The organism is Mycobacterium asiaticum DSM 44297, from assembly GCF_000613245.1.
Lineage (GTDB): Bacteria > Actinomycetota > Actinomycetes > Mycobacteriales > Mycobacteriaceae > Mycobacterium > Mycobacterium asiaticum.
Map to the genome: position 1 here is coordinate 1,241,020 of NZ_HG964936.1, position 24,164 is coordinate 1,265,183.

A 24,164-nucleotide genomic window follows, 5' to 3' on the forward strand; every position below is an offset into this window, starting at 1 on the left:
GGGATGTGGGCAGAATTGGTAACCATGGCCAACCCGCGCGCCGGTCAGCCGGCCCAGCCCGAAGACCTTGTCGACCTGCCGCATCTGGTGACGGCGTACTACACCGTGGAGCCAGATCCCGACGATGTGGCGCAGCAGGTGGTGTTCGGCACGTCGGGGCATCGGGGCTCGGCGCTGAACGGGGCATTCAACGAGGCGCACATTCTGGCGATTACACAGGCGATCGTGGAATACCGGGCCGCACAGGGCACTACGGGTCCGTTATTCATCGGCCGCGACACCCACGGGCTTTCCGAGCCCGCTTGGGTGTCGGCGCTGGAGGTGCTGGCCGCTAACGACGTCGTTGCCTTCATCGACGCGGCCGACCGGTACACGCCAACGCCGGCAATCAGCCATGCCATCCTCACCTACAACCGCGGCCGCACCGAGGGACTCGCCGACGGGATCGTGGTCACGCCGTCGCACAACCCGCCGCCTGACGGCGGTTTCAAGTACAACCCGCCGCACGGCGGCCCGGCGGACAGTGACGCGACTGGTGCAATCGCCAAGCGCGCCAACGAGATTCTGCATGACATGTCCGCGGTACGACGGGTGCCATGGGCACGTGCACTGGGTTCCGTGCAGCGCCACGACTATCTGGGCGCCTACGTCGACGACCTGCCGAATGTGGTGGACATCGACGCGATCCGCGAAGCCGGGGTGCGCATCGGCGCCGATCCGCTCGGCGGGGCCAGCGTGGATTACTGGGGTGAAATCGCCTCGCGGCACCGGCTGGATCTGACGGTGGTCAACCCCTTGGTGGACGCGACCTGGCGGTTCATGACGCTGGATCACGACGGCAAGATCCGGATGGACTGCAGCTCGCCGGATGCGATGGCCTCCCTAATTGCGAACCGGAACCACTACCAAATTGCCACCGGCAACGACGCCGACTCCGACCGGCACGGGATCGTGACGCCCGATGAGGGGCTGCTGAACCCCAACCACTATCTGGCGGTGGCCATCGACTACCTCTACACCCACCGGCCCGCGTGGCCCGACGGCATTGCCGTCGGCAAGACCGCCGTGAGTTCGTCGATCATCGACCGGGTGGTGGCCGGCATCGGCCGTCAGCTGGTCGAAGTGCCGGTCGGATTCAAGTGGTTCGTCGACGGGCTGATCGGGGGGAGCATCGGTTTCGGCGGCGAGGAGTCCGCGGGCGCGTCGTTCCTGCGGCGGGACGGGTCGGTGTGGACCACCGACAAGGACGGCATCATCCTGGCGCTGCTGGCTTCGGAGATCCTTGCGGTGACGGGGCGGACGCCGTCGCAGCGGTACGCGGAATTGGCGGCCGAATACGGCGCCCCGGTGTATGCCCGGGTGGATGCGCCGGCCGACCGGGAGCAAAAGGCCCGGTTGTCTCGGTTGTCGGCCGAGCAGGTGACGGCCACCGAGCTGGCGGGGGAGCCGATCACGGCGAAGCTGACCAACGCGCCGGGCAACGGCGCGCCGCTGGGCGGGCTCAAGGTGACCACGGCCAATGCGTGGTTCGCGGCCCGGCCCTCGGGCACCGAGGACGTGTACAAGATCTACGCCGAATCCTTCCTTGGGCCCGAGCATTTGACGGAGGTGCAGGAAACCGCTCGAGAGGTGGTCAATAAAGTCATTGGGTGACCGTTTCCCTGCGACTCCCGTGCGCCAGGGGTCGTGGGCCCGCCCGGTTGCCGCGCGAAGCCTGGATCCTCAGTTGGGCGAACGTCATTGTCGCGCTGGGCTACGGCGTCATCTCGCCGGTGATGCCTTCCCTTGCGCGAACTTTCGGAGTGAGCATTGACGCGGTGACGTTTCTGGTCACCGCGGTCTCACTGAGCCGGATGTGTTTCGCCCCGCCCAGCGGTGTATTGGTGCAGCGGCTGGGGGAGCGGCGGATCTACATCGCCGGCGTGCTGATTGTGGCGCTCTCCACCGCCGCGTGCCCGTTCTCCCACACCTACTGGCAATTGCTGGTGTTCCGGTTGATCAGCGGTATCGGCTCGACGATGTTCTTCATTTCGGCATTTGGATTGTTGATCCACATCAGCCCGCCCGACGCGCGGGGACGGGTCGCGGGTCTGTTCACCACTTCCTTCATGGTGGGCGCGGTCGGTGGGCCCGCGGTGGGCGGCCTGGTTGCGCGATGGGGAGTGGCTGCCCCCTTCGTGGTTTACGGCGGCGCGCTGCTCGGGGTCGCGGTGGCGCTCATCTACAGCTTGCGGAATTCGCGGCTGACGGCATCCGGACCGCCGACGCGATCGACGGTGACCATGCGCCAGGCGTTGCGGGTCCGCGCCTACTGGGCGGCATTGTTAGCGAACCTGGCGACAGGTTGGACGGCATTCGGCCTCCGTGTCGCGCTCGTCCCGCTGTTCGTCACCGACGTCATGGGCCGAAGCGTCGGCACCATCGGTCTCGTGCTGGGGATGTTCGCGGCGGGCAATGCGCTGGCCGTCATCCCCAGTGGCAACCTGTCCGATCGGATGGGGCGGCGCACCTTGCTGATCGTCGGCCTCGCTGCCTCCGGTGTGGCGACAATCTGGCTCGGCTTCGCCACGTCGCTGCCGTGGTTTCTGGCGGCGGCCTTTGTCGGCGGGGCAACGGCCGGCGTCTACATGTCGCCGATGCAGGCCGCGGTCGCCGACATCCTGGGCAGCGAAGCTCGTGCAGGTGCCCCGGTGGCGATGGTGCAGATGGTGCACGATCTGGGTGCGATCGTCGGTGCCACTACGGTGGGGTGGGTCGCCGGGCACCTCAGTTACGGGTGGAGCTTTGTGATCAGCGGGATTGTGCTGCTGGTCGCCGCCTTCGGCTGGGTCCTGGGGCCGGAAACCCGGGTCGTCGATGCTTCCGGCGCCGGCTTGTCGGACTCTTTGGCCGCCGACGAGGACGACTGACCTGCGGTTTTGAAGGACGGTTGCAGGTGGTGTAGCTTCGATTGGCACGACTTGGGGCTATGGCGCAGCTGGTAGCGCACCACACTGGCAGTGTGGGGGTCAGGGGTTCGAGTCCCCTTAGCTCCACTCAATAACCGCAGCTCAGAGGGCTATTCAACCGGCCGAGCTCGCGTGTCATCCAATTTGTCACCCCTGATGGCAACGTTCCGGTCAGCAACAACGCAGACGGGCATCAGCATTCCCTTGGCTCGCTCAGGCGTGCCCCGGTTCTTCGGCCAGCAGCTGCCGGCACATCGAAGTGCATGGTTACTCGTGTGCCGTGATCCGTGCCGTCGATGGCGAGGCGGTCAGCGAGTCCTTCCATGAGGAACAAGCCCCGGCCTCGGTGCTGGGTCGGCGTTAGCGGAGCATTCGTTGATTCGATCCAGCGGCCACCGTCACTGACCACGACTGTCACGGTTTCCCGGTGCAGTGCCGCTTCCACCGAAACCGATTGGGTTGCGTCGGAGCGACTTCCGTGCTCAATTGCGTTTGTCACGGCCTCGCCGGCGGCCAGCAATATGTCGTGCATTTGGGCAGGCTTAAGAGTCAAGCCTTGAAGCCAGTGCCTCAACTCGTGGCGGAAGGTCGCGATGTGTTCCGGCGCAGCAGCAAGGTGGACGGCAAAGGAGCTGCCGCCAACCCGATCAACCGGTGGCACCTCGCGGGACATCGCAGCGAGCATAGCCATTTGTCAGGTCGCTTAATCCTGCGCGGACTCGGGCGGGCCACCCCAAATATGGCGAAGGATGTCTGCCTCGTCGCCGGTGGTTGCACACGTTAAGCTCGCTAGGTTCGCACAGGGTAAGAAGCGCCCTCCCGGACGACCCGAAACGAGGGCCAATGTCGCCTGAGGATCTAATCGCCACGTCGGTCGAGCGTCGGGCTGGTGTGGTCGTGCTGAGGGTTACGGGTGAAGTAGATCTGAGCTCCGCCCCACACCTGGCTGGCGCAATTGACGACGTTCTAGCCGAAGAGCCGACGGCGCTCATCATCGATCTGTCGGCGGTAGACTTTCTCGCCTCGGTGGGCCTGCAGGTACTCGGCGAGACAGGCGAAAGGCTCAAAGGGCAGCGGCACTTCGCGGTGGTAGCTAGCGGGCCGACCACCCTTCGGCCCATCCGCTTGACTGGAATGGACTCTAAATTCGAGCTCCACACGACCGTCGATGACGCGCTACGAGAAATACCGCCCCTTCTTGATTAACGCCCGATTGCGGCGCGCCTCAAGGCAGCGCCGCTTTGATGTGCTCCGCAAGCTCTATAGCGTCGACGTCGCCCAGAGTGGTGTTTTCGCGTCCTTCGCGGTACGCCTCGAACGCCACTCGGATGGGTTCGGCGCTGTCTTCAAATTTGTCGCCTCGGACATTAATGTCTGGCGGTGTCACGTTGTATCCCATGGCTTAGCTCCCTATCGGTCAGATACCTAGCGCAGTGTCCGGGCATTGATCTGCGAGCGGCGGTGACCATCGCCTGACGTCACTGCCGACACACCAGTCCCACGCTCACGACCTCTTATGCCGAGACGCGCGCTGATCGTGAAATACCACGGCTGCACGACTTCAATCCGACGGCGGTGGTGCGAACAGTTTCGAATCGCTCAACGCGTCGGCATCGGGTGGCAGCTCATCGAGGAAGGCTGCACACCACTCGGGATCCAGGTAATCATCGGCGCCAACCGCGCGAGCCAGCCTCACCAAACCGCCGGCACACCGCCAAATGCCGTTCACCAACCTCAGCGCTCACACAGCAATAATGAAGCCCTTTTGGCGCCGTGCTACTGCTCGGCCCAGGCGATCCGTAGGCTACCGCTGTGGCATCGGTCGATCCGGACGACGACAGCATCAGGCGTTATGTCGTGTGGCACTACCGTTATGACCCTGACCGGAACGAGCGCAGGAACGTCGTCGTGGCGGCCTTCGACAATCCGGACGAGTGGCAAGCTGAGGTGCGAAATCGGGCTGCGGATCTTCGCGCTCGCAGGGGTCGCGGCGAAGAGGTGGATCCCGCGGAGAAGATATCCGGGATATGTCATGAACAGGGACATCGGAAACGCTGGGCGAATGGTCACATGGTCGACCGCGCGATGAAGCGGGGCGTTGCGCCCCTTAACGTCATGGAACTCGACTTGCCGTTCCCCGTGCTGCAGGCCAGACACAATCCTTCCCGATAGGTCCGCCACTCACTGGTCGGAGCTGTCCCAGACCCCGTTGGTGGAATCGTGCTTGGTCTCGTTGAAACGGTCCATCGCTGAAGGCGACGCGGAGATCGTGAGCGCAGCGCAAAGTGGTCGACTCTCAAGCCGCGAGGAGCGCTTTGGCCACCTCGTCAGGATGTGTCAGCATCCCGCTGTGCGTCCCCGGAACGACGACGGGTTCAACACCGAGCCGCGCGGCAAATGCCGTCTGCGGTGCCGGCAACGCGCAGTCACTGTCACTGGCGATGTAGGCAGCAGGAATGGCAAGACTTGCGGCGTCGATGTCGAGAGCGCCAAGGAAGTACCCGCCGGGCTGCGGGTTCATGAGATCGGCCACCAACCGCTGCAGCTCCGGAGCAACGCCTTGCATCAACAGCTGCTCGACGTATTCCAGGCTCGGTGCAATGGCGCCGAAGGGCGATCCGTCGATCAACTGCATCATCGATTCGCGCGTGTCTGGTGCGGTTTCATCGACCAGTGACCTGCCGCGGATCGGCACGAATGCGTTGTAGTAGGCAATCTTGGTGACCCGGTCGCCGAGGAGGTGAGCGGCGCCAGTGGCGGGGTAGCCGCCCCAGCTGTGCGCGACCAGGATCACGTTGTCCAGCTTCTGCCGGCACACCTCGTCGACGACGTAGTCGACCGCGTCACTAAGCCTGTAACCCGACGGATCCTCACCGTCGCCCAAGCCCGGCAGTGTCAGGGTGATTGCCCGATGGGTCGCGGCGCGAAGACGCTTGGCAACCGGTCGCCAAGCCCAGGCCCCGTGCCAGGCGCCCGGAATCAGCACGTACGTCAACCCTTGTACGCCCGGGGTCTGGCGTGACGCCGCCGCCGTAACCATGGGCGCATCTGTCACGCCTCCGTCGAGAGTCATTTGGCGCGCGCCTCGATCAGGCTGAAGTCTGTTTCGGTGTCGACGATTTGGGTCATCTCGAAGCCGGCTTGATCGAGGAGTTGCTGGTACTCCTTCGCGGTGCGTTCACGCCCACCGTTGAACACCAACATTTCGATGTCAGCAATCTTGCCGGTGGATTCACTGCTGTCGTCGGGGATTACCGTCTCGACGAGCAGTAAGGCAGCGCCAATGGGCGCAGCCCTTCTCACATTCCGCAGGATTTGCAGCGCGGCGTCATCGGACCAGTCGTGCACAATGTGTTTGAGCACATATGCGTCAGCTTGAGACGGGACAACTTCGAAGAAGGAACCTTTAACCAGCCGAACCCGTTGCGCCACACCCAATTCCTGTAGCAGCGGCGCTGCTTGGGCCACCACATCGGGGAGGTCGAACAGCACACCCTGTGTGTTTGGGGCTGAGGCCAGAATGGCAGCGAGCAAGCGGCCATGACCGCCGGCTACGTCGACGATAACCTGGTACGGCGTGAAGTCGTACGCCGCTACCAGCGGTCCATCTACATACGCCGACAAGCCCGTCATCGCGTCATTGAAGATCGCACTGTATTCGGGTTCGTCGCGCAGGTAGTCGAAGAAGGGCTTACCTCGCAACGCCTCGACCGGCGATGTCCCGCTTCGAATAGTCTGTGTGAGCAGGCTCCAGTGTTCGCGCTCTCGTGGTGAGCCGACCAGACGCGCCAGGGCCGCCATAGACACCGGGGCGTCCGTGCGCAGCAGGTCTGCTCGCCGAGTCAGCTCGTAGCGACCATCGTCACCCTGAGCGAATATGCCCTTGCAGATCAGTGCGCGCAGAGTCCTGCGCAACGCATCGGACTCGGCTCCGACTTTGCACGCGAGTTCGTCGAGTTGCAGCGGTCCGTCGGCGAGCGCATCGGCCACTCCCAAGTCGGCGACTGCCGTAATTACTTGCGCTACCCACGCGCCAAGTATCAACCCCTGCATGGCTTCTGCCGCGGAGTATGCCTGTTGGTCCAACGGCGTTGTCGCCAAATTGCTCATCTAGCTTCCTCTGTTCTGGTTGACGAAAATGTGGATTCGCGCCGAAATCATTTCAGCGAGTAGCGGATCGGCAGGTGTTTTAGGCCGCCGACGAAGGTAGTCGCGGCCATTTCGGGCTCGCCCGTAAGCTCGATCGATTCCAACCGGGGGAGCAGTTCACGGTAGAGACTGCCGATCTCCATCCGCGCCAGCGCGGCGCCCAGGCAGAAGTGCACGCCGTGTCCGAATGCCAGGTGCCTGTTGGGATCTCGACCGGCGTCGAACCGGAAGGGATCGTCGAAAACCTCCTCGTCACGGTTTCCGGACACATACGCCAGATACACCGACTCTCCTTCGGCGATGTCGACTCCTCGAACCGTGGTGTCGGCCGTGGCGGTTCGCATGAATTCCTTGACCGGCGTGGTCCACCGGATCATTTCCTCGACCGCCGTCGGCATCAGCGCGATGTCCTGCTTCAATCTCTCCAATTCATTTGGGTTTTCAATGAGAGCGTGCAGCCCACCGGAGATGGCGTCCTTGGTGGTGTCATGGCCGGCGGCGGCGATGATCACGTAGTAGGACGCGGTGTCGATGTCGGAGAGCGGTTCGCCGTCGATCCGCCCGTTGGCGATGGCCGATGCGAGGTCGCCGGTGGGCTTTCGGCGGCGCGACGCGGTCAGTGTGGCGAAGTAGTTAAGGAACTCCTGCATCACCGCGAGCACGGTCTCGGGTTCTTGCCCCCGCCGGTACTCGGCGTCATCGCGGCCGAACATCTCCTGTGTCAGCATGCGCATCCGAGGAAAGTCCGATTGAGGAAGACCCAACAAGGACAAGATGACGTAGAGCGGAAAGTCGACTGCAATGTCGGTGACGAAGTCGCATTCAGGTCCGATTTCACGCATCTTGTCGACATAGCGCTTGGCCAGGTGGTCCACGTGGACCTTCAGGTTGCGCATCGCCGCGGGGCGGAACCAGTTCGCGCCGATCGCGCGCACCTTGCGATGGTGCGGGTCATCCATCTGGACCAGGGTGCGCATGCCGGTCCCGGCCTCTTCCTGTGCCCGGCGCAGATCGTCGGCCTCGGCGGGCGTGAGTAGTGGTCGGGGCGCGCTGATGAACAGGTCGTTGTCGCGCTCGATCGCCATGATGTCCGCGTGCTTGGTGATCGCCCAGAACGGGCGATACGGCCAATGGTCCACCCACGCAACCGGATTGCTTGCCCGGAGCTGCCGCAGCGCCGTGTGCAGCCGTTTGTTGTCAGCGTACGCAGTCGGGTCGGCCAGGACCTTGGCGGCATCCACCGTTGCCGATGTGCTCATATCCATTCCTCAGAGCCTGATCGACTCGAGGCTGGCGAGGATCTCCTCGCGCCGTGCCTCGAACTGGTCCGGCAACTGGAATCGCTTGCCCAGCTCCTGCGGCGACTCGTCACAGTCCCAGCCGCCCTCGCTGTGAGTCACTGCCAGTTCGAAAAGAGCACCGCCGGGCGAGCGGACGTAGACCGACTTGAAGTACTTGCGGTCTCGGATTTCAGAGATATCCGTGTAGCCCGCAGCTTCGATCTCGAATTTCAGGTTGTCCTGATTTTCGAGAGTGTCTGCGTTCCAAGCGAAGTGGTGAATGGTTCCGGCGCCGTAGGTCCACGTGCCCGGGTCGTCGGTGCGATTGACAACAAGCTCGACCGCCCCACCGAGGCCTGACTTGCCGGCCCGCAGCGCAAACCGGTTGCCTTCCGTCAGATCTTCGTGGGCGCCAAGATGGTTGGTGGCGAACTCGACGGCGGTATCGGGCCCCGTCACGTGGACGCCGACGCCGTAGATGCCGTGGATGGCAAACTCCTCGGGCACGCCACCGCCGCCATAGCCCCGACGGGGGTCGTCGTAGACCTCTACCAGCTGGTACTCGATGCCGCACGGATGCCGAAACAGTAGGCGCCGGCGATCGAACACGGTCGCGTCGTGAACGTCGATGGCCCGACGCTGTAACCGGACGGCCCAGTAGTTCAGCGAACCCGCAGGCACGGCGAGCAACACCTCACGTGCCTGGTTGGTGCCGCGGCGGCCGTAGACCCCGGCCTGGGCGAAAGGGAAGGTGGTGAGCACCGCGCTCGGGTCCCCGTCGGCGTTGCTGTAGTAGAGATGATAGATCGGGATAGTCCCGTCGAACAGCACCGTGCGCTTGATCAGCCGCAGCCCGAGCACCTTGAGGTGAAAGTCGACGTCTTCTTGGGCTCCGTTCACCGACATGGTGATGTGGTGACTGTCAATGATGTACGACATTTCGAGCTGTCCTTTCAGCTGACGCTGGGAAGTGGGATGGCGGTGAACACCGCATCGGGGTCGTAGCGATTCTTGGCGGCGACGAGTCGTGGGACGTTGTCGCCGTACGCATTTGCGATTTGATCGTGGTCGTCGGGGCCGAGCAGATTGGCGTATCCGCCAGGAAGCGCGTACGGCGCAAGCGCGTCCGACAACGCCTGTGCCCAGGCGCGGTGAGTGGCGCCGTCCCCGGCCTCCCAGCAGGCGACGATCTCGACAACGAAGTGCGCGCGGCGGTTCGCGAACGCGGTTTCCTCTGTGCCCACGCGCGTCGATGCGCCGTGAAAGTGGTGGATGGAGATGAGGCTGCGCGGCGAGGTCACGGTCCGCGCGGCCTCGACCAGCGCATCGATAACGCCGGGCGTGTACCCCGCGACCGTGCGAGTGCGAATCGCCCAGCACAGGCCACGGACACACCCCACGTCAAAGAGGCGCAGTATCTCCCCATAGGCCACGGGTGCGACTAGTGCAGTCATTGGCGTTCCGAGCATTTCGAGCAGATCGACGGCGGCTAGGCCGCAACGAAGATCGCCGCTCCAGGCCGGCTGCAGATACACTGCCGGCTTGCCGTCCGGGCCGGACATCAATCCGCTCTGGACGGTCAGCGCGTCAGGCGCCGTCGACAACAGCTCACCCAGTCCACGCCATACCGTCGCGGCTTGCGACCAGGGGAACATGATCATCCCGCCGATCAACCGGTGCAGAGGATGCAACCGAACGCGCATCGAGGTGACCACGCCGAAGTTGCCGCCACCACCGCGCAGCGCCCAGAACAGCTCCGGCTCGTGAGTCGCGTCGGCTGTGACGATTCGGCCATCGGCCAGGACGACCTCGGCGCTGAGGAGGTTGTCCGATGCAAGGCCGAACCGTCCGTTGAGCGGTCCGTAGCCGCCGCCGAGTGTCAGGCCGGTCATGCCAACAGCACCGCAGTTGCCGGTGGCGGCAACCAGCCCGTAGGGCGCGACCGCGTCGATCAACTCGGTCGCTGTGGCACCCCCACCGACTGTTGCCACCTGCGCCCTGGAATCAACTGCGACACTTCGCATCCCGGACATGTCGATCACCAGACCACCGTCGTAGGCGGCGCGGCCGGCCCAGTCGTGCCCGCCGCCGAGAACCGAGAGTCGCATCCCACGGTCGCGCGCCACACGGATTGCTTCCTGCGCGTCGCGTGGTGAGTCGGCCCGCACAATCAATGCCGGACGATGTTGCACCGCCGCGTTCCAGATCAACGGCGCACCGTCGGGGACCTGCACCCGGGCGCGGCTAGTCCGGCTAGCCAGGTCGTTGGCCGCAGCGGTTATCTCATCGGTTCTACTCATTTGTCTCCTAGGGAATTACGGCAGCGTCGAGCAGTTCTGCCACGAAGAGCATTTCGTGCGCCACGCCGTTATCGGGTGGTACTTGAGGAGATCCCGGGCTTGGGATACCTACTGCCGGTTGTTGCACCACACGATGAGCAGCGAAAAACCCTGTTCCAGAACGGATCCCAGGGCGACTGGTTGAAATTGTAACGCCGGGCCTCGTCGGTGAGGATGCAGACGACCGACTGACCCGGGCACGCGACTGTGACGACGAGGTCGGTGTCCAGCCCACCCGCTCTTCCCGCGGTATGGATGGAAGACGTTGCGAGCACGAGGGTTTGATACGTCTGCGGCACGCAGGATGCGCTCTCGTAAACACATTTGTATGCTATGAAGCGACCGGGCCGGCGGCGAGTCCGCGCCCACTGATTGGGCTTTCCGGCCGATACTGATTCACGGTTGATTTTGACCGTTGAGTCCGGAGTCGTTCATCACGAAATCGGGAATCGATTGTCGCCTCGCGTAGCCGCTTTGACTACGAATTCGGAATCGGTCGGCGCGGTGTCGCTGAAGGAGTAGTGGTGTGTGCTTCTAGTTCGGTTTGCGCCAGGTGATGGCGTATCGCCATAGCGGGAGCCGACGCCACGCCATGCCGGGCAGCGCCGTCGTTGCGATCTGTTTGACCTCGGTGTAGGTGTGCGGAAACTGCATTTGCACCGGGGCGTTGTGTTGCCAGAAGCCGCGAGTGCGTGACAGAACCTGGTGCTGCACGGCACCCATCAGTTCATAGACATAGTCGTGCACGGTCGAGCTGCGGGCACAGCCGATCACGACCAGCGTGCCACCGGGAGCGGTGAGGCCAGCGAGGCGCTTCAAGCCGGCCGCCAGATCGGGGAAGTGATGGACGGTGGCGACTGCGGCAACCAGGTCGTAGTGCGCCTCGGTCAAGGCGAAGGTGAGGGCGTCGCCGGTGATCCAGGTGACGTTAGTCGAGGTGCTGGATTGTGCGAGGTTGATGACGTTGGCGTCGGAGTCGATGGCGGTGACCTCGGAGATCTTCTCAGCGAGACGCACGGCCAGCAGGCCGTCACCGGTACCGACGTCAAGAGCGGTGCGTGCGGTGGGCGGCGCGGAGTCAAGCACGATGTCGTAGTAGTGGGTGTTGTGGTTCCACCGATTTCGTTCGTTGCGCACCTGACCACTGTGGCATGCCCCAACGGGCCTGGCGTGGCTCGGTGAGGCCCACCCCATTCAGCGGTCAAAGTCACACGGTGGATGAAGGAAACGACCCGAGGGCCGAGGTCACTATCGCGCCACACGGCGGCGGTATCGGCCGATCCTGCACCTACCGCGACATAATCCGCGAACCCACGCGCGAAAGCCATTGGAGCTTAAACGCCGGCCGGTTCGAGTGATTGCTGTTGACGATTTGCCGTCGCCGCGCCACAACGCGTCGGCACCGATCCTGCGTGCGCTCACCATCAATACCCTTGAGCCGATGTAAATTTCGCACTCCATCCGGTTGCGTAAGGTGTGGTGCCGGCCCGGGTGCTTTTCGTTACCGCCGCAGGATGCGACGGCCCGGTACGAGTCACCACTCTTCGCGTAGGTCGTTGTATTGCCGCGCTGTCGGATGGTCCTTTCGCCAGTGATGCGGGAGAGGAATTGGGGCGGCATCCCGGGCATCTGGCGCCCCATCCGGCCGTTGGTATCCCGATAGACCATCTCGTGAAGGCGCAGTAGCGGGAGGAGCACCCGTTACTCCACCGGAGTCAGTCGCGCACGATGCGCCCGGGTAGCTGCCAGACCCGGGGGCCGTCTGCGCCTTGAGGTTTCAACTGCTCTCGCAGTACTTGCTTCCGCGCGATTGTTCTTCGCCGCATTCGTGGCTGTCACGGTGATGACGTTAAGAAGCAGCGGGACGAGTGGCTACACCGTGCCCACTAAGTGGGTGGATCGCTGACCACCGATTCACGGTGTATGAAGGAGTCCGGCGATACGGGCCCCGGTGGCTCTCGTGGCAGCGAGCAGTGCGAGCGGCGGTCGCGGTCCCGCGACGATGGTCGACAGGGCCGCCGCAGCGCCGTTGCCCAGCGGAATCGCCACAGCGACACAGCTCATATTCGCTCGCACCTCGCCTGCGTCCACTATCGGTGCGGTATAGCCCAGTTCGGTGTGGGCCCGCGCAGCCGCGCATCTGCGTGGCACCGGGGTCCCGGGCTGGGCGATCACTCCCAACGGGACCCGAGCCTCCACGGACTCGAGGTACACCGCCTCACCGCCGATGACTGCGGACAACTGCACTGCGGCGCCGGTGGCGGAGGCCAGTTCGGCGATCGGCCGGCGGGCGGCCGCCCGCAATCGCCGCTCGGAGCTCACCCGCGAACCCAATCCCAGCAGGCTCGCGCCGAGCCGATAGCGGGTACCTTCGCGACTGACCGCTCCGACTGCGATTAACTGCTGCAGCAGTCGACGGACCGTCTCCCGGGGGATCCCGCTCACATTCGCCAAGTCAAGCAGCCGCACCGGTTCCAACGCACCCACGTGCTCTAGGAGCTCAAATGCGCTCTCGATGACCCCGCGACCGTCATTGTGAAACGAGCCGCCCGTCACGCCCGCTCGTCTACCGCTGGCAATATCGTTGGTCAGTCGGTCCAACTCAGACTGGTCCACCATCGACCCCTTTATGCTCTGATGCCCACGCAAAGCACGACATCGCAGGGTTCAACGCGCCAGCGCAGCAAACTATGCCGGACATCGAGAACCAACCACTTTTATTTGAAGTCTGCGGGTCACCGGCATAAGCGGCATCACCGCCGCCTGACATGCGCCGCTCGACGCGGACGCGACGATCGAGAGCATCACCTTGCTTTATGCGCCGTCAGCAGGTAATTCGCCGGCCACTTCATCCGCCCGTGCTTGTCGCGGTCGCCGCGGAACTTGCCGTGGCTATCAGCGCCGCCATCTCGGGTTGTGGCTCACCGATGTTCCACGGCGGCCGGCCCTCAAATTCGCCCTGCTCGCGGGTCGCACTATCCCAGTCGATGATTTCGGATGACATGTTTCCCCTCATGTGGCGTTAACGAAGCTATCCCGTCCCCCGGCGGCATCTCAGCCAATGCCGCGGCCCGGCTCAAGCAGTACGGCGGCGGAGAGTCTTGCGAGATGCGCTTGGCTAGTTTTCGTGATTGTTTAGCCAGGTAACCAATGAGAGCGGGACGGCTCAGCAGACCATGAAAATACAGGCCATCGGCGGCAGGCAGCGGCGACAGCCTCCGTGGCACGCCATCAGGTGTGAGCACTCCCAAGTGTCCGACCAGCGGATGGAGGCCGGGCCGGTACCCCGTTGCGCAGATCATCACGTCGGGCTGGATCCGAGCGCCGTCAGCCAGCGCCACCTTGGCGCCCTCGAGCGCGACGACCGCACCAACCACCTCGACAGATCCGTCACGCACCACGTCGATCACCGCGCGGTCAACGACTGTTGGCGCGACACGCAGCCGGTGGGCTTTAGTGAAGGGGCCCTCCGTAGGAAGGGGCAGACCGAATTCCTTGAGATCGCCGAACGCGCGGTGGCGCGCGGCAGCAGAAATCCGATCGGCTATCCGCGCGGGCAGGTGAAACAATGGGACGGATACTACGTCGTTGGGCATTCCCGCGGGTCCTTTGCGCGGCATGATGTTTGGTGGAGTTCGCACCGAGAGCCACACCTTGGTCACTGCGCCAGTGGTCAGATCGTGCGCGATTTCCATGCCGGAGGATCCCGAGCCGACAACCAGCACGCGCTTGTGAGCATAGGGTGTCGCGTTTCGGTAACGGTTCGAATGCAGCAGCTCACCGCTGAAGATCCCCGGCCAGTTCGGGATGAAGGGCGTGTGCTCGTAACCCGTTGCGACCACGACTATTCGCGCGTCAAGATTGCCGTTCGATGTTGTCAACCTCCATCCCGGGCGATGTCGGTCGATGCGTTCAACCGTAGTGCTGAGCCATAGTTCGATGCCATCGTCGCGCGCATGCCGGTCCAGATGCGCGACGACTTGGTCCCGAGTCGGATAGGTCGGAGTGCCTTTCGGGTACCGCCGCCCCGGCAGGTGGGAAAACTGTCGACCGGTGTTGAGCCTGAGACGGTCATACCGATCGCGCCACGACGCCGCTACTGCATCGGATCGATCGATGAGCAAGGATCGAATTCCCTTGTCTTTCAGGCTCAGCGCGGCAGAGATCCCCGCTGGGCCGGCGCCGACAATCACAACGTCGCGGTCAGGCATGTGATGTCACTTCCCGCTTGATCGGCATTCGTCGATGATGTTGGATGGTGAGGTCGTCGTTCTTCGCCGAACTTGTGCTGTCCACCCTTGCGACATTAGGAAGGCCCGGACAAGCAGCGAAACCCGCGCCCACTGAGTGAGCATTTCTCGCTGACCCCTGGTCCGAGTCCATGCAGGTCAAACTGCACCGGGGGCAAAACTCATCCCGTGGCCGTTGACTCGAGCGATCCGAGCGACGAACGGCACCAGTACTGGACCTTCGAACGCGAGACTGCCCTGTCGTTCTATGGCCGGTGGCTCTGAAGCTATCAGTGCCATGGAGGCCTAAGGTAACCGGGATTTCGGGTCGGTTGCGGCCTGGGACGTCGGCGTGTTCGCAATACCAGGCTTCCCTTACCGAGGCTGCCGGAGTTCAATGCTCACAGCTGTGGTCATTCGGACAAGCAAGGGCCCGAATGGTGTACACGCACCTAGAAAGGACCTCGGTGTACCTGCAATTCCGGGAAGAGTTCCACCTTCCGGCGCATCGGATCTTCCCCTACTTCGCTACTCCCGCGGATTGGGCCAGTCTCTACGGCGCGGCGGGTAATACCAAGTCCAAAGCCGATGGCTGGTACGCCGTTCCGTTGAAGCGCTTCCCGTTTCCGCTCGTGGCCCGAAACGTGCAGGCCCAGCCCGATCGGCTCGTGCGGTGGATCTTTGGTGGATTCTGGCGCGGGGTGGGCGAGGTGCAGCTGATCGAGTCCGGCGGGGTCACCGTTGTTGAGGGGTTCGAGTACATCACTGCGCACGGATTCTGGCTGCTGGCAACATCTTTCGAAGAGAGGTTCATGACCGCAGAGTTCGAGCGGATCTGGGCGCTCGGTTGGGACCGAATCCGCCGGAACGAGCAGCAGGATCGCGGCTGACCGGCCTGCGCACCGGTCACGAAATCAGTGGTGGGCTCAAGGATGAAGGTTCCACTGACCGCAATCCGCCGCAAGGACGTCGTTGACGTCGACTTCCTGGCCCCCAACCTTCGGTCCCGGATTCGACGCCGTACTCACCACGCGTTGGTAGAGCACCGCGCCCGGGTAGATCTGCCCCTCGGACCAGGCCTTGGTCTGCCACGCCCACCGGCGGCCGGGGGTGCGCGAGTTTCCGATGACACCGTCGTCGGCCGCCCACTTGCACACATCGATACCGCCGTAGACGCCGGTGCGCTGCACCCCCAATACGGAATTGATACCGCGGAACCACTTCAATGCCACGTTGTTCCAGGCGTCGTGGTTGATGTCCTCGTCGATGGTGAAGAAGATCGGGGCGCTCTGACCACCGCCCGCCGCGGTATGCAATTTCCAGGCCGTCCGCGCATCGGCCACGCCGCCGTCGAACCCGCGCTTGAAGTCTGACGGCGCCGAACCGCCTGGCTTGCCGTACTGGTAGTTGCTGACGATCATCAGCCCCGCCGCGGTCAGCTGCTCGGCGTAGGGCCGCGTAATCGGCTTGGCGCCGAACGACGAGCCGGGCCGCGACAGCGAGACATAGTTGATGACGCCGTGGTACCCGGCCGCCCGAATTTGGTCCGCTGGAATTTGGTGCATCGCGAAGTCGATCAGCTTGGGTGTGGCCGCAGCTGAGGCAGGGGTGACGGCATTTGCCGACGCGGCATACAATCCTGCAGAGACAGCCGCGGCATAACGGAATACGTCACGTCGGGTAATCGGGCGCGATCGCCGGAGGCACGTATCGCACAACAACTCCTGCATCGCGCGATGTTAACTATGTGATTTCAGTTAACAGAAGTGGCGTGTCGTAGCTGATATCAAATCGGTCTGTGTGGTTGACCGCCCAACGTTAAAAGGCGTTACCAGCCTGATTACCAGCCAGCCGGGCACCGAGCTGGCAGCTGTCATGTCGGCGCAGCTGGTAAGCGCGATAGTCCTTTCATTGTCGAGTGGCGGACTGCAGCGGCAACGACCTTGACGCACACCCCGGATGGGGGGTCCGTGCTCACCCGGCTAGCAACGGATGGGTTCGCCGAACAGACCTGTGCCGCACTCGAATGCGGATCCCGGCGGCGGGTTCGGGCCATCAAAGACATTGCTGGCACCATTGTCGATGCTGCCGTCGAAGTTTCGGGACGCGACGTTGCCCATCCCCATGCGCACGTACTGCCAGGTGTGGCACACATTCATGTCCCATACATAGACGGCGCCAGGGCCGGCCGGGGGATACATGGAATCCCCCGGACACCATTGATGAGGCACCGATGGGGCGGCCGACGCGGTGCCTGTTCCCAGGCCGAGGCCTGCGGCTGCGATACCGACAGAAGTCAGTGCTGCGATCAGCATCCGTTTGGTGTGCATCCATGCCCCCTTGTCTGTGAGCCGTCTTTCGGCTGCGGTGTCGTCCCGGGGATTACACCTGCGCGCTAGCGCTACCGATCCCAAGTTCAGGTCTGTTTCGGCTCCGCGATGGCGGTGTTCTCGATCTCGCCTATCCCAGAAACTGACACTCGGACCCGATCACCGGGGACGAGGTAGCGGCCGAATGGCGCCCCGATGCCCGCCGGGGTGCCGGTGGCGATGAGGTCCCCGGGCTCGAGCGTGCAGACCTGCGACACTGCGGCCACGATCTGTGCGGGAGACAGGGTTTGCTCGGCGATACGTCCTTCCTGGCGCAGCTCGTCATTCACCCAGGTGCGAATCACCGCCTCCTCCACGTCGAAGTCGTCGACCGTGACGATCCACGGGCCGGTCGGGCCGTGAGTATCGAAACTCTTGCCCAGCCAGGTCTGGGGGGTGTTCCACTGCCAGTCCCGCACGGTGACGTCGTTGGTGACTGTCCAGCCCGCGATCGCGGCGGCCGCTTCTCCCTCGTCGGCGCGACGTAGGCGCCGGCCGATGACCAGTGCGGCCTCCCCTTCATAGTCGACCTTCTCCGAATCACGTGGAATCCAGATCGGCCCGCGGGGCCCGGCGACGGAGTTGGTCTGTTTGTTGAACACCGCGGGGAACCGCGGTGCGGGGAAGGCCTTTTGGAGGTGCTCGTAGGAGCGCCGCAGTTCCGTCATTTCCGGCGTCGCGGGAGCATTGAGTGCTTCATCGACGTGGTCTTTCGAATTGAAACCGATTGCAAGGAATTTGGGTGGTCGGGGGATCGGCGCGAGGAGCTCGACATTAGCCAGCGGCGTACCGTCGCGATCTTCGCACTGCTGCTGCAGCGCCCGCCACCGCTCGGGGCCCGCCTCGAGAATCGAGACAATGGCGGTGGCCCCGTCGATACGCACGACCCGGTCGTCTATGACCACCCCGATCGCCTCGCGTCCGGATGATGTGTATCTGCAAATCCGCATTGGTCGTCCGTTCTTCGAGGGCAGACAGTGCTGCGACCGGGGCAATTTATGTAGTGAACACTACAAAAGCTGGTTATGGAATGTCAACTCCAAAGTTGGGGCTAGACTTCTGGCATGGCAAGCAACGCTGTCACCCCGAACAAGCGCGGGGCGCGCTCGCGCCAGATCGTGCTCGACGCCGCAGAGCGGGTGATCGCGGCCCAGGGCTATGCGACGGCCAGCCTCGCCAGCATCGTGGAGGAGGCGGGCATCCCGATGAGCTCGATCTACCACTACTTCGGATCGAAGGAGGGCGTGTTGCTCGCGGTGGCCGAGCGGGGCGCCGAGCGCTTGTACGCCAGTCTGCCCGAGGTGGCTGAGCGCGTTGGCACCCCAGAGGAGCATCTGAAAACGGTGCTGGATATCGCGATTAAGGCGCTCGAAAAGAATTCTGACTTCTTGCGTTTCGTACTCGTCATGGAAGTCCAGCCGCCGCCTGACACGGCTCGCGAGGTGCAAACGGTGGTGCGGCGGATGCGAGACGAGGTGCTGAGCCGGCTGCGCAACCAGGTGGCAATCGCCTTCGACATCTCGCCCCGCAGTACGGTCGCCAAGCGCCTTGCCCAGTTCGCACTGGCGGTCGTCGATGGCGCCTTCATCGCAACTCAGGGCGACCGACGGATTACCCTTTCGCAACTCCTTCGCCACTTGCCCACGGCATTGGTCGCGATGCGTGATGCTATGGACAGAAATTGTAGTTGACACTACAAGGCCATTTTTGTAACGTTGAATCCATAACGCGGGACGCTGCTTAGCTACTCGAGCCGTGGAGGGGTCAGTCGATGTCAAATCTCGATAGCGATGCGCGAACCAAAGCGCCTGCCTATCTGGCTCATTGGGTCGTCAAGACAGCTCGGGCCGGTGAGATGAAGGAGTGGTACTGGCATGTCTTCGGTGCGCGCGTCGTCCACGAAGACGCCCAAATCGCCTTCCTGACCTGGGATGAAGAGAGCCATCGACTCGCCCTGGTCAAGATGCCACGCGTTCTGCGGCTGCTATTTCCCCTCGCTAGATGGCGGCGGAAGCTGTACGGCCTCGACCACCTCGCGTTCACCTTCGACTCCCTGGCCGAACTGTTGAACAAATGGGAACAGTTGAAGGTGGTGGGGATCGCGCCCGTCTGGGCGATCAACCACGGTCCCACGACCTCGCTGTACTACGAGGATCCCGACGGGATCCGGTTGGAGTTCCAGGTAGAGAACTTCTCGACCGCCCAGGACACCACCGACTACTTCAGCACAGAGCAGTTTGCCCACAACCCCTTTGGCGTCAATTTTGACCCCCGCTATCTGCTTGAGCGCCTGCGCGCCGGCGTCCCGGAAGCCGAATTGCTGAAGGCAGGCGCGGGTACCCGCCCAGGGAGTCGGCAAGTCGCAGGTCGAAAAACGATCAACCTGCGGACCCTGTGAGGTCGAGCGGCTCGGTTACGATGACCAGCCCGTTGAAGTGCGGGTACGCGACGTGGCCGTGGCGAGCGCGACCGCTTCGCGCATTCCCCTCAGTGCCAGTTGGTCGGCGAGTTCGTTGTCGGCCACACCGGCGTGCCCCTTCACCCAGAACCACTCGACGCGATGGCGCGCGCAGGCCGCTTGGAGCCGCTGCCAAAGGTCGACATTCTTCACCGGCTGCTTCGCGGCGGTCATCCAGCCGTTGCGCTCCCAGCCGAGAACCCACTTGGTGATGCCGTTTCGGACGTACGTGCTGTCGGTGAACAGGTGCACGTCCACCGCACGGGTGAGGGCCTCCAGCGCCATGATCGGCGCCGTCAACTCCATCCGGTTGTTGCTGGTCTGGCCGGACTCGCCACCGCACATCTCGCGGACGTGCTGACGTTGACGCAGGACCGCCCCCCAGCCGCCGGGCCCTGGGTTGGGTCTGCACCCGCCGTCGGTGTGGATGACTACGACATCCGCCGCTAAGGGAGCGCTGAGCATGAGCAGAGAATAGGCACTCCGTCGCAAGATTGGTTGCCCGACTCGCGAGCGATACCCGGTGATCGTGACGATCCGAGGTGAGATCCGCCAGACTAGCCGGCTCCGAAAAGGAACCTGTCAGCGATCGCGTGTTCGTTGCGAATCGACATCTCCTGGGCGGTGTTCAGCCAGAGCCCCTCGAATCCCGCCGAATGCATGCCCGCGTGGATGGCGCCGATGTTCTGCAGGTCCTGCGTCGGCAGCTCGCCCCAGCCGTCGTGATCCTGCCAGCGCTCAAAGACCTGCCAAGCTGTCTCCGGCACGTCCCCAGGGGCGAAGTGCTCCAGCGAGAACATCTCGAAGGTACAGCGATTCGGATCCTCGGCGTGGGGCAGCATCCGGTAGCCCAGCAAGCACGACTTCTCGACCAGGATCACCATGGTGGGAAACACATGCCAGTCACCGTTGCCGCCGAAGTACTGCTCCATCGACATCCGGGGGAAGTCGACCCCCTCGGCGACCGCCAACTCTTCGCACATCTGGTGGTAGCGCACGAATGGCGGAACTTCACTAGGTTCTAGAGTGGCCAGCTTCTGAGCGGCCCGATAGTCACGTTCGGTGACCAGTGACCCGACCTCGAGGTACTGATACTGCATCGAGTTGGCGAATATCTCAGGCCGCGCGGCCAATTCCTGACGCCCCTTGTCGCGGTTGGCGTGCTCGGGCCGCTGGGTGTACACGAAGCGCGAGTGGTTCTTGTAGGTGATGGTCGGGGTATAGGGAGCGTAGACGTACTCCTGTGGTGTGGCCGGCGCCGCCGAGGGTCGCGGTCCGTCGGCCGATCGCATGGTCTGCGGGTGCGTACCCGGGGTGTGGTATCCCTCGATGAACGCGTCGATCACCGTCTTCCAGTTCGCCGGCAGATACGTGCGCTTGCGCCAGCGAAAGCGCATGTCCTGCAGCCGAAAAGGAGCCAGAGCCGTGGGTAGCGGATCGAGCCATTCCAGCAGGTCCGGTGGATCGGGCGCCATGCTGATGAATACCCAACCGCCCCAGGTGCCTACGGAAACCGATCGCAGTCCCCATTCGGCGCGCGGACGCGGCGCGAACTCTTCCCGGCACGGCACGAACGACGACCGCCCGTCCAGCCCATACCGCCAGCCGTGGAACTCACACCGAAACTCGTTGTCCGGCAATGGTCCAACGCCGCGGACCAATTTCATCCCGCGGTGTGCGCAGGCGTTGTGGAAAGCCTTGATGGTGCCGTCCTTCTGGCGCACCGCCACAATAGACTGACGACCCAGGGTGTATTCGTAAAAGTCGCCGGCGGAGGGAATTTCCTCTTCCCGGCAGGCGGGCTGCCACACCTGGGTGAACAGTCGGTCCAACTCGAGGTGTAGGAATTCTGGGTCTGTGTAGCGACTTTTCGGCACGAAGGTCTCGCCGCAAGCGAAGCGCGCGGGAATCTGATCGGTGGCGAACTCGGACGTGGTCACCCTGCACCTCCGTCAGCCGGCAGGCGGTTTGTCGAAGATATTCGGATACAGGACGGCTTCCTTGAACGACGTCTCGATTTCGGCGAACGCGGTCGGAATGTCCCAAACGCCGGTGGCCGAGACGATTTCGCGTTCGACGACGGGGTTCGACATCAAGCTGATCCTGCCATTGCCTGCGAAAATGACGCGCCGATTCAGCCAGTCGGACGCCGTGCTGGCCAGGTAAACCACGGGTGGCACACAGTTCTTCGGGGACAGCCGCACATTGCTGTCCGAGTAGTCCATGCTTCCACCACCTTTGATGCCCTGAGTCATGCGGGTTCCGGCGATGGGTGCGATGGCATTGGAACGCACGCCGTAATTGCGTAGCGCGTTGGCGCAGGAGAAAGTGAGCCCGACGATACCCATCTTGGCCGCCGCGTAGTTGGGCTGGCTCGGAGCGCCCTGCAAGCCCGACATCGAGGAGAAGTTGATCAGCCGGTACTGCCCGCCGCGGTTCTCCCGCCACCACGCCGCGGCGTGGCGCGTGACGTTGAAGGTGCCCTTGAGGTGCACCGAGATCACCGCGTCCCAGTCGGCCTCGCTCATCTTGAACACCATGCCGTCGCGCAGGATGCCTGCGGCGTTCACCACGACATCCAGGCCGCCGAGGGTTTCAGCTGCCCGGCCGACCAGCTCGCCACAGGCGGTGAAGTCGGTGATGTCGGTGGTGTCGGCGAATGCCTTGCCGCCACCTGCCGTGATGGCGGCGGCGACGCTCTGCGCGGGACCGGCGTCGTGGCCGGTGCCATCCACGCTCACCCCGGCGTCGGACACCAGGACCGTCGCGCCCTCGGCCGCAAGACCTTCGGCGACCGCTGCCCCGATACCGCGTCCGGCACCGGTCACGAGCGCGGTACGTCCGTCAAGCACACCCATTGTCATCCAGCTCCTCGAAGGCGGGGGATCCGCTCCAGCATACAGAACAAAAGTACACAAACTGTATTGATGTCCACTTCGAAGCGCTAGTCGAATCCCCACTGCTGGTAGCGGCGCTCCAGCTCGGCCATGGCCTCTCTCGCGCCGCGTTCACCGCGCTCCTTCATGAAGTTGAATTCGTCCTCACGCCAGGACAGGTTGCTGAATACCGTGTGCCCCATCGGAACCCAGTCGCCGAACTGCGCCATGCCGACCGCGTGCCAGAACGTGATCAGCGCGTGTTTGCCTACCATCAACCCGTCGGCCGAGTGGTGGGCAATGGCGCGGGCGTAGCGCATGGCCTCGTCGCGCAAAGAATCGGCTGGTACCACCGACGCGGCGACCCCCGCATCGCGCAGTTCGGAGGCCGGCACTTTGCGCCCGGTGATCATTGCCTCGTAGCCGCGGTTCGGGCCGAGCTTGAGCAGCGCCAGCGGCATCGCAGTGGAGAACCCGGCGAAGCCGATCCGTGCCTGCGGGCGAGCGAGGTACATGTCCTCGGCTACCACCAAAATATCGGCGGCGAGCGCCAGGTTCATGCCCGCGCCCAGCGTTGCGCCCTGGCAGGCAGCTATCACGGTCTTGGGAAACTCCAGCCAATTCGTCAGGTGGTGGTGCAGACGACGCGCATTGGCCAGTCGAACGGTCTGTGGCAGCCGTTTTCCTTTCTGCAGACCGGCTTTCTCCGCCGGCAGCCGGCGCACATCATCGCCACTGCAGAAGTCCTTACCCTCGGCGACCAGAACCACAACTTTGACGCTGTCGTCCTCTTCGGCGAGGTTCAGGCGGTCCCTGAACAAGCCGTGCATATCGGGGGAGAGGATGGCGTTGCGCCGGTCCGGCCGGTTGATCACTATCTGCGCAATGTGTGGTTCGACCACCTCATAGCGCACCCAGTCGGGATCTACCTCGAACTCGGCATTGGTGGGGGCCTCCGTGCTCATTGGTGAACTCCTTCGGCGAGACAGTACACAAAGACACTAGTCGACTAACTGTCACACTGGTACGGTCGGCAAATGCCAACGATGAGCGTCCGTAAACGGCTCGAGGCGCCGGCTGGCACCGTCTGGGCGATCCTGGCCGACTTTGGAAAGGTCGAGTGGATCCCGGGCGTGGGCGAGGTTGAGGTCGACGGTGATGGCCCGGGCATGTGTCGGCGCATCGGGGGGAGCGGTGCAACGCCCGTCGTGGAGACGCTCCTGTGGGTGAAGCCCGAGTCGCGGTCGCTGGCCTATGAGATCACCGATAACCCGCTGCCGGTGCGCAAATTCGTAGCCGTCGCGACGGTCTCGGAGGCGGTCGAAGATGTGTCGCAGCGATCAACGGTCGCCTGGGAAATCGACTACGAGCCCGACGGGGACGACACCGCCGCGCGGGAGGCGATCGACGCCGTCTACGGCATGATGGCCGACTGGATCGACGACTACGCCAGGAGTCATCCCGCGCAGGCATAGAACACTTAGACACATTCTGTTAAGTAGCCTAATATGTAGGA

General features: G+C 63.6%; 26 protein-coding genes, 1 tRNA gene and 2 pseudogenes. 10 read left to right on the forward strand and 19 right to left on the reverse strand.

The features are described 5' to 3' along the window. Nucleotides 1–24: 24 nt before the first annotated feature. From pgm to BN972_RS06000, 3 genes are all read left to right on the forward strand, one after another. Entirely contained in the window at nt 25–1,653 is a 1,629-nt protein-coding gene (gene pgm, locus BN972_RS05990) for a phosphoglucomutase (alpha-D-glucose-1,6-bisphosphate-dependent) (RefSeq protein ID WP_036354013.1), read from the forward strand. A 65-nt stretch (nt 1,654–1,718) separates the two neighbouring features. Next, the gene (locus tag BN972_RS05995) at nt 1,719–2,909 is read left to right on the forward strand and encodes an MFS transporter (RefSeq protein WP_342351921.1); all 1,191 of its coding nucleotides are present in this window, start codon (nt 1,719–1,721) and stop codon (nt 2,907–2,909) included. A gap of 53 nt (nt 2,910–2,962) precedes the next feature. After that, a tRNA-Ala gene (locus BN972_RS06000) sits at nt 2,963–3,035 on the forward strand. 106 nt (nt 3,036–3,141) lie between these two features. On the opposite strand, the gene BN972_RS06005 is transcribed toward BN972_RS06000, so the two are convergent. Continuing rightward, entirely contained in the window at nt 3,142–3,621 is a 480-nt protein-coding gene (locus BN972_RS06005) for an ATP-binding protein (protein ID WP_158086291.1), read from the reverse strand. 170 nt (nt 3,622–3,791) lie between these two features. On the opposite strand from BN972_RS06005, the gene BN972_RS06010 reads away from it, so the two are divergent. Continuing rightward, nucleotides 3,792–4,154: an STAS domain-containing protein gene (locus tag BN972_RS06010; protein WP_036354017.1), complete on the forward strand. Its 363-nt coding sequence runs from the start codon at nt 3,792–3,794 to the stop codon at nt 4,152–4,154. 19 nt (nt 4,155–4,173) lie between these two features. Here BN972_RS06010 and BN972_RS29470 read toward each other — a convergent pair whose 3' ends face one another. Next, the gene (locus BN972_RS29470; RefSeq protein ID WP_155771377.1) at nt 4,174–4,347 is read right to left on the reverse strand and encodes a hypothetical protein; all 174 of its coding nucleotides are present in this window, start codon (nt 4,345–4,347) and stop codon (nt 4,174–4,176) included. A gap of 413 nt (nt 4,348–4,760) precedes the next feature. Between BN972_RS29470 and BN972_RS29100 the strand changes: the two genes are divergently transcribed. Continuing rightward, nucleotides 4,761–5,120: a hypothetical protein gene (locus BN972_RS29100; protein WP_142277020.1), complete on the forward strand. Its 360-nt coding sequence runs from the start codon at nt 4,761–4,763 to the stop codon at nt 5,118–5,120. A gap of 124 nt (nt 5,121–5,244) precedes the next feature. Here BN972_RS29100 and BN972_RS06020 read toward each other — a convergent pair whose 3' ends face one another. From BN972_RS06020 to BN972_RS06055, 10 genes and pseudogenes are all read right to left on the reverse strand, one after another. After that, complete coding sequence (locus BN972_RS06020; RefSeq protein ID WP_235192373.1) at nt 5,245–6,021, reverse strand: alpha/beta fold hydrolase; 777 nt, start codon at nt 6,019–6,021, stop codon at nt 5,245–5,247. After that, nucleotides 6,018–7,058 (reverse strand): methyltransferase, encoded by a 1,041-nt coding sequence (locus BN972_RS06025; protein WP_099051001.1) that lies wholly within the window; start codon nt 7,056–7,058, stop codon nt 6,018–6,020. The genes BN972_RS06020 and BN972_RS06025 overlap by 4 nt, the downstream gene beginning before the upstream one ends. Before the next feature lie 47 nt (nt 7,059–7,105). Further along, nucleotides 7,106–8,356: a cytochrome P450 gene (locus BN972_RS06030; protein WP_036354025.1), complete on the reverse strand. Its 1,251-nt coding sequence runs from the start codon at nt 8,354–8,356 to the stop codon at nt 7,106–7,108. Between the two features lie 9 nt (nt 8,357–8,365). Further along, nucleotides 8,366–9,316, reverse strand: coding sequence for a VOC family protein (locus tag BN972_RS06035; protein WP_036354028.1), 951 nt, complete (start codon nt 9,314–9,316; stop codon nt 8,366–8,368). Between the two features lie 14 nt (nt 9,317–9,330). After that, on the reverse strand, nt 9,331–10,677 hold the full coding sequence (locus BN972_RS06040) for an FAD-binding oxidoreductase (protein ID WP_080696705.1): 1,347 nt from the start codon (nt 10,675–10,677) through the stop codon (nt 9,331–9,333). 573 nt (nt 10,678–11,250) lie between these two features. Then, nucleotides 11,251–11,853 (reverse strand): class I SAM-dependent methyltransferase, encoded by a 603-nt coding sequence (locus BN972_RS06045; protein ID WP_036354031.1) that lies wholly within the window; start codon nt 11,851–11,853, stop codon nt 11,251–11,253. A gap of 111 nt (nt 11,854–11,964) precedes the next feature. Beyond that, nucleotides 11,965–12,414 carry a nitroreductase/quinone reductase family protein gene (locus BN972_RS31120; protein ID WP_080696707.1) on the reverse strand — a complete coding sequence of 150 codons (450 nt, stop codon included), beginning with the start codon at nt 12,412–12,414 and terminating at the stop codon, nt 11,965–11,967. A 216-nt stretch (nt 12,415–12,630) separates the two neighbouring features. After that, complete coding sequence (locus tag BN972_RS27590) at nt 12,631–13,335, reverse strand: helix-turn-helix domain-containing protein (protein ID WP_080696708.1); 705 nt, start codon at nt 13,333–13,335, stop codon at nt 12,631–12,633. A 251-nt stretch (nt 13,336–13,586) separates the two neighbouring features. Then, nucleotides 13,587–13,720, reverse strand: a pseudogene (locus BN972_RS30930) (SAM-dependent methyltransferase); the annotation flags it as partial. Continuing rightward, nucleotides 13,692–14,927 carry a flavin-containing monooxygenase gene (locus BN972_RS06055; protein WP_080696709.1) on the reverse strand — a complete coding sequence of 412 codons (1,236 nt, stop codon included), beginning with the start codon at nt 14,925–14,927 and terminating at the stop codon, nt 13,692–13,694. The pseudogene BN972_RS30930 and the gene BN972_RS06055, both read right to left, overlap by 29 nt. Nucleotides 14,928–15,152: 225 nt before the next feature. Here BN972_RS06055 and BN972_RS29105 point away from each other — a divergent pair. Beyond that, nucleotides 15,153–15,227 (forward strand): annotated as a pseudogene (locus BN972_RS29105) (dihydrofolate reductase family protein); the annotation flags it as partial. Between the two features lie 185 nt (nt 15,228–15,412). Further along, nucleotides 15,413–15,835 (forward strand): hypothetical protein, encoded by a 423-nt coding sequence (locus BN972_RS06060; RefSeq protein WP_142277022.1) that lies wholly within the window; start codon nt 15,413–15,415, stop codon nt 15,833–15,835. Between the two features lie 36 nt (nt 15,836–15,871). On the opposite strand, the gene BN972_RS06065 is transcribed toward BN972_RS06060, so the two are convergent. From BN972_RS06065 to BN972_RS06075, 3 genes are all read right to left on the reverse strand, one after another. After that, nucleotides 15,872–16,675, reverse strand: coding sequence for a DUF1906 domain-containing protein (locus BN972_RS06065; protein WP_051545079.1), 804 nt, complete (start codon nt 16,673–16,675; stop codon nt 15,872–15,874). A 252-nt stretch (nt 16,676–16,927) separates the two neighbouring features. Then, nucleotides 16,928–17,275 carry a hypothetical protein gene (locus BN972_RS06070; protein ID WP_235192374.1) on the reverse strand — a complete coding sequence of 116 codons (348 nt, stop codon included), beginning with the start codon at nt 17,273–17,275 and terminating at the stop codon, nt 16,928–16,930. Nucleotides 17,276–17,361: 86 nt separating this feature from the next. After that, entirely contained in the window at nt 17,362–18,264 is a 903-nt protein-coding gene (locus BN972_RS06075; protein ID WP_036354037.1) for a fumarylacetoacetate hydrolase family protein, read from the reverse strand. Between the two features lie 114 nt (nt 18,265–18,378). Here BN972_RS06075 and BN972_RS06080 point away from each other — a divergent pair, with 114 nt between their 5' ends. Beyond that, entirely contained in the window at nt 18,379–19,005 is a 627-nt protein-coding gene (locus BN972_RS06080) for a TetR/AcrR family transcriptional regulator (protein ID WP_036354038.1), read from the forward strand. Nucleotides 19,006–19,085: 80 nt separating this feature from the next. Further along, the gene (locus tag BN972_RS06085) at nt 19,086–19,712 is read left to right on the forward strand and encodes a VOC family protein (protein ID WP_036354041.1); all 627 of its coding nucleotides are present in this window, start codon (nt 19,086–19,088) and stop codon (nt 19,710–19,712) included. A 15-nt stretch (nt 19,713–19,727) separates the two neighbouring features. Here the strand turns inward: BN972_RS06085 and rnhA are convergent, their stop codons facing one another. The 4 genes from rnhA to BN972_RS06105 all read right to left on the reverse strand — a co-directional run bounded on the left by rnhA (nt 19,728) and on the right by BN972_RS06105 (nt 23,613). Next, nucleotides 19,728–20,237, reverse strand: a complete 510-nt coding sequence (gene rnhA / locus BN972_RS06090; RefSeq protein WP_036354044.1) for a ribonuclease HI — start codon at nt 20,235–20,237, stop codon at nt 19,728–19,730. Nucleotides 20,238–20,329: 92 nt separating this feature from the next. After that, nucleotides 20,330–21,712, reverse strand: a complete 1,383-nt coding sequence (locus BN972_RS06095; protein ID WP_036354047.1) for an aromatic ring-hydroxylating oxygenase subunit alpha — start codon at nt 21,710–21,712, stop codon at nt 20,330–20,332. Between the two features lie 12 nt (nt 21,713–21,724). Continuing rightward, nucleotides 21,725–22,636 carry an SDR family NAD(P)-dependent oxidoreductase gene (locus BN972_RS06100; protein WP_235192375.1) on the reverse strand — a complete coding sequence of 304 codons (912 nt, stop codon included), beginning with the start codon at nt 22,634–22,636 and terminating at the stop codon, nt 21,725–21,727. Nucleotides 22,637–22,716: 80 nt separating this feature from the next. Further along, complete coding sequence (locus BN972_RS06105; RefSeq protein ID WP_036354051.1) at nt 22,717–23,613, reverse strand: enoyl-CoA hydratase/isomerase family protein; 897 nt, start codon at nt 23,611–23,613, stop codon at nt 22,717–22,719. Nucleotides 23,614–23,685: 72 nt separating this feature from the next. Between BN972_RS06105 and BN972_RS06110 the strand changes: the two genes are divergently transcribed. Next, nucleotides 23,686–24,123 (forward strand): SRPBCC family protein, encoded by a 438-nt coding sequence (locus BN972_RS06110; RefSeq protein ID WP_036354054.1) that lies wholly within the window; start codon nt 23,686–23,688, stop codon nt 24,121–24,123. Nucleotides 24,124–24,164: the final 41 nt, after the last annotated feature.